The sequence below is a fragment of the Telluria sp. GW821-FHT07G12 genome (assembly GCF_059418525.1).
The window spans coordinates 19,288-31,823 of record NZ_JBWKQA010000010.1; the positions used below are offsets into that span (position 1 = coordinate 19,288).

Below are 12,536 nucleotides of genomic sequence, written 5' to 3' on the forward strand. Positions count from 1 at the left end.
TGTAGGGTGGGCACCACGTGCCCACGCCAACCTTACTGCTTGATCGATTCGAGCTTCTTTTCCAGGGTCGGCAGATCGACCGCCCCCGGAATGCGCGAGCCGTCGGCAAAGAAGATCGCCGGCGTGCCCTGGATCTTGAGCTTCTGGCCCAGCGCCAGCACCTTGTCGTTCGGGGTCGGGCAGCTTTCCGGCGCCGCTGCCGCGGCCTTCCCGGCGATCATCCAGTCGTCCCAGGCCTTGGCGCGGTCCGGCGCGCACCAGATGTTCTTCGACTTCACGAAGGAATCCTCGGACAGGATGTTGTACATGAAGGTGTAGATGGTGACGTTGTCCAGGTCCTTCAGCGCGGTCTGGCGCAGGCGCTTGCAGTAGCCGCAGTTCGGGTCTTCGAAGACCGCGATCACGCGCTTGCCGTCGCCCTTGACCTGCTTGATGGCGTCGTTCAGCGGCAGATCCGAGAACTTGATCTTGTTGATGTCGTCGATGCGCTCGCGGGTCAGGTCGCGCGTGGTCTTGGCATCGTAGACGTGGCCGATGACCAGGTATTCGCCCTTCTTGTCGGTGTACAGGATGTCGCCGGCGACGCGCAGTTCGTACAGGCCGCCGTACGGGGTTTCCTTGATCGACTCGATCTTCGCGCCGCCCAGGCGCGGCTCGATATTCTTCTTGATGGTGGCCTCGACCGAGTTCTGCGCGCCGACGCAGGATGTAACGAGGCCGGCCGCCAGCAGGACGGCAAATTTGGTCTTGACCATGAACTTCATTCCTTAAAGATGTGTGCCTACTTATTTGCCCATCGCATGGGCGATCAGTCTGCGCTTAACGAGCGGCAACTTATCCAGCAAGTTTAATCCCAAATTGCGGACAACGCGCACCGGTTCGAGATTGGCGCCGAACAAACGTTCGAGCCCGTCGGTGGCAAGTTGCATGAGGAAGACGTCTTCCTTGCGCGCCCGTGCATAGCGCGCCAGCACGCGCTCGTCGCCGATGCCGTGCTGGGCTTCGCGTTCGTTCACGACGCGCAGCAGGTCGACGATGTCGGCAAAGCCGAGATTCATGCCGTGGCCGGCCAGCGGATGCACGGCGTGGGCGGCGTCGCCGATCAGGGCCACGTGCGGCGCCGTGATGGCGTGCGGGCGCACCAGCGCCAGCGGAATCGCCTTCACCGCTTCCGGTTGCAGCGGCTTGAGCAGGCCAAGGGTGCTTTCCGAGTACTGGCCGAGGCGGATCGCCAGCTCGCCCAGCGACTCGTCCATGATGGTGTCGGCCAGGGTTTCCGGCGCCGACCAGACCAGCGAGACCTTATCGCCCGGCAGCGGCAGCAGGGCAATGATGCCTTCCTTGCAAGTAAACCACTGGTGGGCGACGTTGTGGTGCGGCTTCTCGCAGGAAAAGTTGGCGACGATGGCGTGCTGGTGGTAGGAGCGGTAGTCGATGCCGATGTCGCACTGGCCGCGCACCCAGGATTCGCGGCCGTCGGCGCCGAGCAGCAGCTGGGCCTCGATCGGCGCCCCTTCCTCCAGCTCGACCTTGGCGCCGCGCGCGCTGCAAGTCAGCTTGCAGGCGCGGCCGCTGACGACGTCGACGTTCTGGGCGAAGCGCAGGGCCGCATCCAGCGCCGTGTTCAGGTTGCTGTCCTCCACGATCCAGGCCAGGGTGCCGGTGTGGGCGCCAAAGGCATCGAAGCCCAGGTGGCCGCCCTGCTCGCCGTCGCCCTTGACGTCCATGGCGTCGACCGGCGCCACGCGCGCCATGTCGAGCGCGCCCCAGACCTTCAGGGAGGACAGCAGCTTTTGCGCCGTGTGGTTGAGCGCGTAGACGCGCACATCCCAGGGCTTTTCGCCGCTCGCAGATGAAGAAGCAGACTCTTCCGCGCCCGGGCGCGCGGGCGGCACCAGCAGGGTGACGCTGTACCCGGCTTGGGAGAGGCCCAGGGCGGCGGTCTTGGCGATCGCGCCGTTGCCTACGATGCAGACGTCGCTGTGGCGGGCGTCGCTACGTCGTGCTGCGGAGGAAGAGGTCTGTGTAGTCATGGAGACATTATATCGCTTTGCCTCAGAGCGGCTTCGCCCACCAGAACGCGGCCAGCGGGCCGGGGAGCTGAAAAAATTGCCGCCCGGGACTTGCGGGCTCGGAAACCACTGGCTATAATCATGCCTCTCTTGGCCTGGTAGCTCAGTTGGTAGAGCAGAGGATTGAAAATCCTTGTGTCGGTGGTTCGATTCCGCCCCGGGCCACCAAGAATTCAGAAAACGCCACCTCCGGGTGGCGTTTTTGTTTTTTGTCGCCTAGGATACCGCCATGAACGCTCTCCCACCCTGCCCCGCCTGCAGCTCCACGCTGACCTACGAAGACGGCTCGGGCAACTACGTCTGCCCGGAATGCGCGCACGAATGGCCGGTGAATGGCGAAGCGCCGGCGGAAGACGCGCAGCGCGTGTGGCGCGACGCCGCCGGCAACATCCTGCAGGACGGCGATGCCGTCACTGTCATCAAGGACCTCAAGCTGAAGGGCGGCGGCGGCGTGGTCAAGCAGGGCACCAAGGTCAAGAACATCCGCCTGGTCGACGGCGACCACGATATCGATTGCAAGATCGACGGTTTCGGCGCCATGAGCCTGAAATCGGAATTCGTCCGCAAGATCTGAGGCGGCCGTCTAGGCCGTCAGCCGCAACTCGATCCGCTCGATCACCTGGTGCACGTCCTCGGGCGGCACCGGCGGACTGAAATAATAGCCCTGGCCGATATGGCAGCCATGCGCGAGCAGCCAGTTCATCTGCTCGCGCGTCTCCACCCCTTCCGCCACGATATTCATCTTCAGCGCGTTCCCCATCGCGACGATCGCCTGGGTCAGCTTTTCCGCGTTCGGGTCTTCCAGCATGCTCTGGGTGAAGGACTGGTCGATCTTGAGGCACTGCAGCGGCAACTGGCGCAGATAGCTCAGCGAGGAAAAACCGGTGCCGAAATCGTCCAGCGCCGTGGAAATGCCGGTCTCGTTCAGGGCCCGCAGCACGTTCTGGGTCTCGTCGAGCTGGCGCATGAAGCAGGATTCGGTCACTTCGACCTGCAGGGCCGCCGCCGGCACCTGGTATTCCTCCAATAACTCGGCCAGGTAGGCGACCAGGTTCGGCGACAGGATGTCCGCGATCGACAGGTTGATCGCCACCGGCAGGTTCGCCATGCCATGGCGCAGCCAGTTGGCCTATTCCGCGATCGCATTGCGCATGACCCAGCGGTCGATGCGGATGATCTGGTCGCTGTGCTCGGCAATCGGAATGAAGGCGCCGGGACTGTTCTGGCCGCGGGTCGGGTGGTTCCAGCGGACCAGCGCCTCGAGGCCGACCACTTTCCGGGTGATCAGGTCCACCTTGGGCTGGAACACCAGCGACAGCTGGTTGCGCTCCACCGCTTCGTCCAGGTCGCGCTCGAGCAGGTAGTAGTCGCGCTGGTTCGCCGCCATCGCGAGTTCGAACACCACGCTGCGGCCACGTCCCTCGGACTTGGCCTGGTACAGGGCCAGGTCGGCATGGCGTAGCAATTCGCTCACGGTGCGGCCATGGCCGGGCGGAATCGCAATGCCCACGGAAATCCCCAGGCGGAACCGCTGCCCCTTGATGTCGAAGGGCGATGCCACCGCCTGGTGCAGGCGCTCGGCAAAGGTCAGCGCGGAAGCGGCGCTCGGGTGCGGAATCTGCAGCAGCAGCAGCATGAATTCGTCGCCGCCCAGGCGCGCCAGCAGGTCGAATTCCCGCACCACCGCCTTCAGCCTCAGGCTCAGCTGCTGCAGAACCACGTCCCCGGTTTCATGGCCATAGGTGTCGTTGATCTTCTTGAAGTGATCGAGGTCCAGCAGCATGAGCGCGTTGTTGTATTCCGCATCGTCCAGGCGCCGCGATACCTCGTCTTCCATGGCCCGGCGGTTGTACAGCCCGGTCAGGTGGTCGTGGTGGGCGCGCCAGTGCAGGGTTTCCTGCATCTTGCGGTTGACCTGCAGCTTGTTCACCTCGCTCAGGATGCGCAGCAGGTTCTGCAGCGCATCGGCGTCGATCTGCTGCCATGGGACCGAGTGGCCTTTGACCGATTGCTGCCATTCGGCAAACGATCGCCTGGGTTCCAGGCGGATGCGGCCATTCGGCAGGGCGATCACATCCTTCACCGGCTCCCCGCCCCAGCGCACCTGCTGCACCACTTCAGCCCGCGTCATGAAGCAGAAGATCAGGTCGCCGTCATGCCGCTGCGCCAGCAACAGGCCGGCCGCCTCCGGCAGGTGCATCAGGGATTTTTTCGGGGAGGTCAGAAGGTCGTCCCACATCTGCACGCCCGGGCTGGTCTTGCGGCTGTCCAGCCGCGACCCGACTTCGTCCAGGATCTGGTGCGCGGAGCCCTGCTGCCTTCCCCCGCCGTTCACACAGGCCAGGGTCCCGATCTCCACGCCCATGCTGTTTGCATTGAACGCCGGCAAGAGCTTGGGCAGCCAGCATTCCAGCACGGTCGTGATATCGCCGTCCTGGATCAGGGCCTGGTGAAACTCGTTCATCAGACGGTCCAGCGTCAGGCGATGGCGTACCGCTTCCAGGTTGGTCAGGCCCTCGATGCGCATGTTCGCGATTTCCGCCAGCAGCTCGGACAGCTGGCGCATGCCGTCGCGGAGCTGGTGCGGCGGCGTCCTCGGGCTGTGGTGATGGCAGGCGATCAGGCCCCACAGCTTGCTCTCGCAGACGATCGACAGGGTCAGGGTGGCGCGCACGCCCATATTGCGCAGGTAGGACAGATGCACCGGCGACAGGCCGCGCAGCATGCAGTGGCTCTGGTCGAGCACCTCGCCATTCGGCAGCAGCGGGGGCACCAGCGCGTCCATCGCCGCTTCCACGTCCGCCAGCACGCGCAGCTTGTTGGTCAGGTAGAGCGTACGCGCCTGGCTGGGGATGTCGGACGCGGGGAAGCGCAAGCCCAGGTATTTTTGCGGATAATCCGGCGAGGTCCGCTCGGCCACGACTTCGCCGCTCCCATCGGCCAGGAAACGGTAGATCATCACGCGGTCGAAGCCGCTGATTTCCTGGACCACCTTCACGCACTCGCGAAAGAAGGCGTCGAGCCCTTCGGCGCGGCGCAGGCGGGCCATCACTTCCGCGAAGTCGGAAAATATCTCGTTTTGCCGCCGCAACTCATCCACGCTGACGTTCAAGGGCAGCCATTCGAGCACCGCCATCGCCCCCTGCCGGTGCCCGAGGCATTCCCATTGCGGCGCTGCAAGCGTCTCTCGATGGGCGCAGGTCTGCTCGAAGCGGGGACGCCAGGGCAGGTTCACGGGATGCGAGGTGGGCAGCGCGGCGATGTCGAGCGGATCGGCCGGGTCGGCGCCGACGACCCAATTGGACAGGGGCCTGGAGATCAGCGCGTCGGCGTCTGGCAAGCCCGGCCAATGGCGCACGATGCCTGCGGAAACTTGTACGATGGACCGGCTCGCAAGGTCCACCACCGTCATGAATCCATAGGACTGGACGGTGCCCAGCAGGTGAATTTTTTCCTGTGCACAGGTTTTTTCCAATTCTGCCGGAATGGTGTCGTCATGCAGACCTGGGCTCATGCTCTTCAGGCCTCCCGTAAGTTCGACCTACCCCAAAGAGTCAGACAGGCGGGAAGCGCACCGGTTCTCGGCGATAAAGCAAAACGCCAACCGTGCAGGTTGGCGTTTCGCTTGTTGCTGCTTGTCTGATCAATGGAAGAACATGTAGATCAGCACCAGGACGATTGCGGGAACGCCCAGAATCCACGCCAGGAAATATTTGCCCATGATCGTGCTCCTTTCAATGTTGTGCGATGAGTACGGCTCCATGGTGCCCCGGGCGCATATCGTTGTCCGTACGCTAATACACAAAGTGCGCGGGGCTTCCTCCTACACGGCTACAATGGCCGCGCAGTTCAAGCAGTTCCCCACTGAATAGTTCACAGGAGATGTCCATGAAAACGCTCAGTCTTGCTTCTGCATTCCTCATCACCCTGCTCTCCTTCTCCGCCCACGCGGCCGACCAGGCGGCGCCCGTCATGAAAAAGGACGGCATGCTGGTCGACATGAAAGGCATGACGGTCTACACCTTCGACAAGGACACGGCCAACAGCGGCAAGAGCGCCTGCAGCGGCGGCTGCGCGGCCAACTGGCCAGCCGTCCAGCCCGGCGATGCGGCGCCCACCGCACCCTACTCGATGATCACCCGCGACGACGGCAGCAAACAGCTGGCCTACAAGGGCAAGCCGCTCTACACCTTCGTCAAGGACAAGAAGCCGGGCGACAAGGCCGGAGACAAAGCCATGAACGCCTGGCACGTCGTGACGGACTAAGCACTGGCAGGTGGCGCCGTCATACGCCGGTAACAATGCCGCCGGTATGATGGCATGCATGTACAAAAGCGATAAACGGCTGTTGATCCTCGACGCGGACGGCACGACCATCGACGCGTTTTCCGCCATCGAAGCAGCCTTTGCCCGGCACGGACTGGCGATCGGCGACGAGACCAGTTTCCGCAAGCGGCGCCACCTGTTGAAGTACCTGGGCGGGTTGAAGGAATTCCCGTCCATCGTCAAGAAGAACCTGCGCAAGGACAGCCGCGCCAAGCTGGTCGACAGCCTGACGGAGGTCTACCGCCAGGAGGCGCGCCTGTACAAGGGCATCGCCGAACTGATCCGGACCCTGGTGGCGGCGCCCGACGTCACGGTCGGCATGGTGACCCGCAACATCACCAACGAGCCGCTGGAAACCCTGCGCCAGCTGTTCGCGCGCCATGACTTCGATATCAGCGAACTCGATTTCTTCGTCCACATCCCGCTCAGCGACAAGAAGACCAGCCACTTCCGCGCGATCCGCGAACAGTTCGGCATCAACCCGGCGCGCGCCTACTGCTGCGGCGACGAGCACAAGGACTTCGCGGCGGCAGTCGGCACCGGCATGCACCCCTTCATGGTCTCCTACGGCTTCGAAGACTACGACCGGCTGACGGACAAATTCGACATACCGCACGAGCTGATCTCGCGCACCTCGGCCGAGCTGTGCCTGCGCGTGCGGCACGCCCTCGACCTCGATCAGGTGCGTCTCAAGCCGTAAGCCAGAACAGCAGCACGCAGGCGGCGCCGAAGATCCAGTAATCGACCGGCGCGCCCCAGGCCCAGTGCTTGTGCCAGGACACGTGTTCCTGCTTGAACCGGCGCCAGCCGAAGGCGGGGTTGACCACGAACCACAGGAAATCCTCGGCCACCCAGAACAGCATCACGCATGCCAGCACCCTGCCCTCCAGCCGCAGCGACCACTCGCCCATGAAGCACAGCGGGAAGTGGAAGATGAGAGCGATGAAGGAAAACATCCAGGCGTGGTAGCCGGTCATCGCGCGCCCGCCCCAGAACAGGTCGAGAAGACGGTGGTTCTCGATGCGCCAGGTGGGCAGGTTAGCGGCCCAGCCGGCCTCGCCCTCGATCTCCACTTCGACACGCGCGAAAAAATAGGCCGCGATCAGGACCCCGGCCAGCATCGGCCACTCAAATTCTTGCATCTTGGCTTTCATGTTGGGGGTGCTGCAGGACCGTGGCGAGCACCTGCCCGGCGGCGCGCAGGCGTCCGAGCTCCCTGGTTCGCATGCGCATGGCCTTGAGCCTGGCCGGGCAGGCCAGCAGCCAGCGCACGCGGTATTCCAGGGTCGGCAGGTCGCTGGCCTTCAGCGCCGCGCCCTGCTCGAGCAGATAGTTGGCATTGCATTCTTCCTGCCCAGGAATCGGCGAATTCACGATCATGGGCAGGCCCATCGCCAGGCACTCGGCCGTGGTCGAACCGCCCGGCTTGGTGATCACCAGGTCGGCGCAGGCCATCAGGCGCTCGACCTGGCCGGTATAGCCCTGCGGCGCCAGCCGGCCCGGATAGGCCTTGGCCAGTTCGCGCAGCGCGGCCAGCTGCGCCGCGTTCCTGCCGGCCAGGACGATCAGCTGCAGCCTGTCGTCCGTCTCAAGCAGGTGGCGGGCGACGCCGCTCAGGTCTCCCAGCCCGGCGCCGCCGCCCATCAGCAGCACCGTCGTCAGCCACGGATCGAGCCCGAGCGCGTGCGCGCATTCGACCCGCCCCGGACGCGCGGCAAAACCCGGCATGACCGGAATGCCGCTGACGTGGATGCGGCCTGCCGCCACGCCCAGACGGCGCAGCTGGAAAGCCACTTCCTCGCTGGCGGCGAAGTAGCCCGTGACGTGCGGATGCACCCACATGCGGTGCACATCGAAATCCGTGACCTGGACCCAGACCTGGCTGCGCAAACGGCCGGCGCCGACTTCGTGCGACAGGATCTCGGCCGGCAGGAAGTGGGTGCAGACGACGATGTCGGGATCGCGCCTGCGCACTTCCGCGATCAGGGCGCGGCTGTCGTGGCGCTCGATGCGGCGCCGCAGGCGGTCCATCCAGCGCTCCGGCCCGGGGCGGTTGGTCCAGCGGTAGACCAGGCTCCAGAGCGCCGGCATGCGCTTTACCAGGAACAGATACAGGTCCGTATACACCCTGCGCAGGCGCTTCGATGCGAAGGCGGTGGCGTCCAGGTGCGCGATATCGATGTCCGCACCGGCATCCGCGGCGCAGGCCTGGATGGCCTCGGCCACGCGGGTATGCCCGGCCCCGGCGGGCACGCTGAGCAGGAGGATGGTCTTGCCGGCCATGGGCGCGCCTGAGCCGGTATCCCTCACGATGCACCCGTCCCGTGAACGGCGGGCAGGCGCGGCACGGCTTGATACGGCGATATCGGCAGCATGAGAGACCCCGGTCTGTGTGTGCCGCTAATGTAGACCGGGATCGTGACAGGATCGTGACGCGCGCTAGCCGTTGTGATCGTGCTCGCCGGCCGCGTGGCCGAGGCCCATGCCGAGACCCATGCCCATGCCGCCGCCGGCATCGGCGCCGCCGCCTCCGCCACCGCCACCTTTACCGCCACCACCACCACCTTCTCCGCGGCCGCGCGCGCCGCCGCTGCCCTGGGTGCGGGTCGGTCCCTGCAACGGAATCGCGACATCCTTCGGCATCGGCCCCAGGTCCAGCGCTTCGCGGATGAAGTCGCGCAGCGCGACCACCAGCTCCGCCGTGTGAATCGGGCGCCCGGCCGCCATGTCGGTGGCCGCCTGCCCCGCCAGCCGGCAGTGTTCCTCGGTGCCGAGCAGGAGGATGTCGGCCAGCGCCGCTTCGACGGCGTCGCGGATGCGCCGTGCGCGGTCGGAATTGACGCGTGCGTCCGGCTGCGCCGCAGGTAGAGTGTCGCCGGCCACCGGCGCGGCCGTGCGCAGCTCGCGCAGATGGGTTGGATCGACCGTCAGCTCGCCGGTGAAGGAGCCGCCCAGGGTCTTATAGGCCGCGATCAGGGTCCGCAGGCGCTCGTTGATCTGCCGGTTCATGCGCTCGCGGCGCTGCTGGATGGTCTGCATCATCAGCACGCGGATACCGACACCGAGCAGGGTAACCACGATCAGGCTCATCAGCGTCGTGAACACGCCCTGCCATGAACTGAAATCCATATAGCGCACGGGTACCTCGCACAGCGATGTCGATGTGGCCCAGTCTAGAGAAATCCAGGCCTTGGCAACGTTCGCGGACGTACATCCGGCGATAAATTGCAAAATCGAAACACTCTACAGCGTCGATGGAATTTACACTTTTCCGCCGCTGCTGTCAGGCTCTCCGCCAAGTGCTTGAATCCATACGGCTTATCTGGACTGGCGCGCTTTATGCATAGGGCTGGCTCTGTCTTTACGTAGCTCTTGCGTCCTTCAACCCACCAGGTTCAATGAAAGGAAACGCCATGAACGTCCCCGTTTTAAAGCCGGTAATTGCAGCACTGCTGCTGGCCTCCGCCATCCCGGCCTTCGCCGGCCTGATGCAAGTACCCGGCACCCAGGTCACCGGCACTGGACTCGGGCATGTGAGCACCCTGGCTACCATCCAGGACAATACGGTCCCCAGCGCGCGCCAGGTGCCAGGCCTGGAGTCTGGCTGCGTGACCTACAACGGTTTCCAGAACGGGCATCTCGACACGCCGAGCACTGCCTGCCAGGAGGGCCTGGACGGCGGCGACAACACGGGCTTGAACCAGGTGCAGCTGGCATCCGACATCGACCAGCTGATGCACGCCGGCGATCTGGCCCTGGTCGTCAACGTCAGCGAAGGCCAGCCGGGCGGTACGGCGGTCATGACCAAGCTGTACCTGAGCCTGTACAACCTCGACCTCGGAACGCAAAAGAATTTCCTCTATACCGGCGCGCCGCTGGAGCTGGGCGATTCGGGCGGCGTCGGCCAGTCCGGGGACAACCTGTTCATCATGGATGCGATCCAGGCCGGCCAGGCCAACAGCTTCTGCCCGGACCTGGACCGCTGCGTGATCGGCGGCGGCCTGCAGTTCCAAGAGGGCACGACGCAAGCGACGCCGGAAACCATGTACGTGGCAGCCTATGCGCGCCCGGACACGCCGGTGCCCGAACCGCTCTCGCTGGCCCTGTTCGGCGCCGGCCTGCTGGGCCTGCGCGCCGTGCGCGCCAGGCGCAGCTGATGCTTAGCGCACCACCTGCAGCTTGACCTGCTTGCCCTCGCGGTAGGTGTAGAGCGTCAGCGCGGCGTTGTGCAGGTCGCCGCTGGGGTCGAAGGCGATGTCGCCGGTGACCCCGTGATACTTGATCTTCGCCAGCGCCGGCAGGAACTTGGCCGGGTCGGTGGAATTCGCCTGCTGCATGGCGCTGGCGAACACCATCGTCGCGTCGTAGGCGTAGGGCGCGTAGGTCTGCAGCGGGATCTTGTAGCGCTGGCGGTAGCGTTCGGCGAAGGCGGCGGCCGCCGCTTCTTCCTTTGCGCCGGTCACGCCGCCGGCCACCACGCAGAACACCTTGTCGCTGCCCAGCGCGTCGCCGGCCAGCTGCGGCAGCTTTTCCGAGCACACGCCGTCGCCCGACACCAGCTTCGCCTCGATGCCGAGCGCCTTCATCTGCTTGAGCATGGGGCCGGCCACCGCGTCCATGCCGCCATAGAAGATCACGTCCGGCTTGTGGGCGCGGATCTGGGTCAGGATGGCGTTGAAGTCGGTCGCCTTGTCGGTGGTGAACTGGCGGCTGACCAGCTGGGCGCCGCCGACCGCCTTCACGCCCTTGGTGAATTCGTCGGCCAGGCCCTGGCCGAAGGCGGTGCGGTCGTCGATCACCGCGATCTTCTTCGCCTTCAGGGTCTGGATGGAATACGCGGCCAGGGTCTTGCCGACCAGGCTGTCGCTGGCGACCACGCGGAAGGCCGTCTTGTAGCCCTGGCGGGTGTACAGCGGCGTGGTCGCGGCAGGCGAGATCTGCGGGATGCCGGCGCTGTTGTAGATCTTCGAGGCCGGCACCGTGGTCCCGGAATTCAGGTGGCCGACCACCGCCACCACGCCATTGTCGACCAGCTTCTGCGCCGCCGCCGTGCCCATCTTCGGGTCGGCGCCGTCATCCTCGGCCTGCAGCACGAAGCGCAGCTTGTTGCCGGCTATCGTCAGGCCTTTCGCGTTCAGGTCGTCCACCGCCATCTGCGCGCCGTTCTCGATGTCCTTGCCCTGGTGGGCGCCGGTGCCGGACAGCGGCGAGACGCTGCCGATCTTCACCGTCGTCTGGGCGGACGCCGATGCGGCGGCAAGGGGAAGCAGGGTGGCGACGATGAAAACGCGGCAATGCATGGTGTTCTCCGATGACGATGGTTGTCCGATTGTAATGGCGCTACGCCCATGCACGGCAAATGCAACCGAAAGTCGCAAACGCCCCTTGACTTTAGGCATATGACAACTAGGCTCAGGAAGCGGCCACTTGCGGCATGGGCATCCGCGCTTGCCGTCGGGCGCCGCACACAGGAGACGACCATGAGCACACAAGAAAACAAGCAACTCGTCCTCGAAGGCTACCGGCTGTTCCAGGCCGGTGACATTGCCGGCCTGCTGGCGCGCTTCCGCGACGACGCCGTGTGGGCAAGCCCGGATTCCGAGCTCATACCGTTTGCCGGCCATTTCCACGGCAGGCAGGGGATCGCGCAGTTCTTCGCCAAGCTCGACGCCACCGTCCAGGCCACCAGCTTCGCCGTCAAGGACCTGATCGCGGAAGGCGACAAGGTGGTCGCGATCGGCGAAGGCGCCTGGCACAACCGCCTGACCGGGCGCGAGTACGAAACGCCATGGGTCCATGTGTTCACGCTGAGCGACGGCATGGTCGAGCGGGTCGACTCTTACTACGACACGGCGCCGGCGACGGCCGCGCTGCAAACCCTGCAGACGGGCCAGCCGGACCGCTCCGAGCTGCGACAGTAAACCGCGGACGCGTGGCATCATACGCCCGGCATGCATGAGGAGCGGGCGATGAAGATGCGCAAGAAGGCGGACCTGCCGCAGAAGCTATGCGCCCACTGCGCCCTGCCCTTCAGCTGGCGCAAGAAGTGGGAGCGCGACTGGGACCAGGTCAAGTATTGTTCCGAGCGCTGCCGGCGCGCGGCGAAACCAGCGGGGAAGGCCTAAGCGTTCTTGGCTC

General features: G+C 65.0%; 12 protein-coding genes, 1 tRNA gene and 1 pseudogene. 7 read left to right on the forward strand and 7 right to left on the reverse strand.

The features are described from left to right. Positions 1-32: 32 nt before the first annotated feature. Complete coding sequence (locus AC07PE_RS25640) at positions 33-755, reverse strand: DsbC family protein (protein WP_498769899.1); 723 nt, start codon at positions 753-755, stop codon at positions 33-35. 30 nt (positions 756-785) lie between these two features. Then, positions 786-2,033 carry an FAD-dependent monooxygenase gene (locus AC07PE_RS25645; protein ID WP_498769901.1) on the reverse strand — a complete coding sequence of 416 codons (1,248 nt, stop codon included), beginning with the start codon at positions 2,031-2,033 and terminating at the stop codon, positions 786-788. Between the two features lie 131 nt (positions 2,034-2,164). Between AC07PE_RS25645 and AC07PE_RS25650 the strand changes: the two genes are divergently transcribed. Beyond that, positions 2,165-2,240 (forward strand) — tRNA-Phe (locus AC07PE_RS25650). Positions 2,241-2,301: 61 nt separating this feature from the next. Further along, positions 2,302-2,646: a zinc ribbon domain-containing protein YjdM gene (locus AC07PE_RS25655; protein ID WP_498769903.1), complete on the forward strand. Its 345-nt coding sequence runs from the start codon at positions 2,302-2,304 to the stop codon at positions 2,644-2,646. Between the two features lie 9 nt (positions 2,647-2,655). Here the strand turns inward: AC07PE_RS25655 and AC07PE_RS25660 are convergent. Further along, positions 2,656-5,586, reverse strand: a pseudogene (locus tag AC07PE_RS25660) (bifunctional diguanylate cyclase/phosphodiesterase). Between the two features lie 374 nt (positions 5,587-5,960). Between AC07PE_RS25660 and AC07PE_RS25665 the strand changes: the two are divergent. Further along, positions 5,961-6,338: a COG4315 family predicted lipoprotein gene (locus tag AC07PE_RS25665; RefSeq protein WP_498769905.1), complete on the forward strand. Its 378-nt coding sequence runs from the start codon at positions 5,961-5,963 to the stop codon at positions 6,336-6,338. 58 nt (positions 6,339-6,396) lie between these two features. Then, the gene (locus AC07PE_RS25670; protein ID WP_498769907.1) at positions 6,397-7,098 is read left to right on the forward strand and encodes an HAD family hydrolase; all 702 of its coding nucleotides are present in this window, start codon (positions 6,397-6,399) and stop codon (positions 7,096-7,098) included. On the opposite strand, the gene AC07PE_RS25675 is transcribed toward AC07PE_RS25670, so the two are convergent. The 3 genes from AC07PE_RS25675 to AC07PE_RS25685 all read right to left on the reverse strand — a co-directional run bounded on the left by AC07PE_RS25675 (position 7,088) and on the right by AC07PE_RS25685 (position 9,527). Then, entirely contained in the window at positions 7,088-7,540 is a 453-nt protein-coding gene (locus tag AC07PE_RS25675) for a hypothetical protein (protein WP_498769909.1), read from the reverse strand. The genes AC07PE_RS25670 and AC07PE_RS25675 overlap by 11 nt on opposite strands. Beyond that, on the reverse strand, positions 7,527-8,681 hold the full coding sequence (locus AC07PE_RS25680; protein ID WP_498769911.1) for an MGDG synthase family glycosyltransferase: 1,155 nt from the start codon (positions 8,679-8,681) through the stop codon (positions 7,527-7,529). Before AC07PE_RS25680 ends, AC07PE_RS25675 begins: the two co-directional genes overlap by 14 nt. A 156-nt stretch (positions 8,682-8,837) precedes the next feature. Further along, positions 8,838-9,527 (reverse strand): hypothetical protein, encoded by a 690-nt coding sequence (locus AC07PE_RS25685; RefSeq protein WP_498769913.1) that lies wholly within the window; start codon positions 9,525-9,527, stop codon positions 8,838-8,840. 284 nt (positions 9,528-9,811) lie between these two features. Between AC07PE_RS25685 and AC07PE_RS25690 the strand changes: the two genes are divergently transcribed. Beyond that, positions 9,812-10,555: a PEP-CTERM sorting domain-containing protein gene (locus AC07PE_RS25690; protein WP_498769915.1), complete on the forward strand. Its 744-nt coding sequence runs from the start codon at positions 9,812-9,814 to the stop codon at positions 10,553-10,555. Positions 10,556-10,558: 3 nt separating this feature from the next. On the opposite strand, the gene AC07PE_RS25695 is transcribed toward AC07PE_RS25690, so the two are convergent. Then, positions 10,559-11,698, reverse strand: coding sequence for a branched-chain amino acid ABC transporter substrate-binding protein (locus tag AC07PE_RS25695; RefSeq protein ID WP_498769917.1), 1,140 nt, complete (start codon positions 11,696-11,698; stop codon positions 10,559-10,561). Positions 11,699-11,878: 180 nt separating this feature from the next. On the opposite strand from AC07PE_RS25695, the gene AC07PE_RS25700 reads away from it, so the two are divergent. Beyond that, positions 11,879-12,319 (forward strand): nuclear transport factor 2 family protein, encoded by a 441-nt coding sequence (locus AC07PE_RS25700; RefSeq protein ID WP_498769919.1) that lies wholly within the window; start codon positions 11,879-11,881, stop codon positions 12,317-12,319. A gap of 48 nt (positions 12,320-12,367) precedes the next feature. Beyond that, complete coding sequence (locus AC07PE_RS25705; RefSeq protein ID WP_498769921.1) at positions 12,368-12,523, forward strand: DUF2256 domain-containing protein; 156 nt, start codon at positions 12,368-12,370, stop codon at positions 12,521-12,523. Positions 12,524-12,536: the final 13 nt, after the last annotated feature.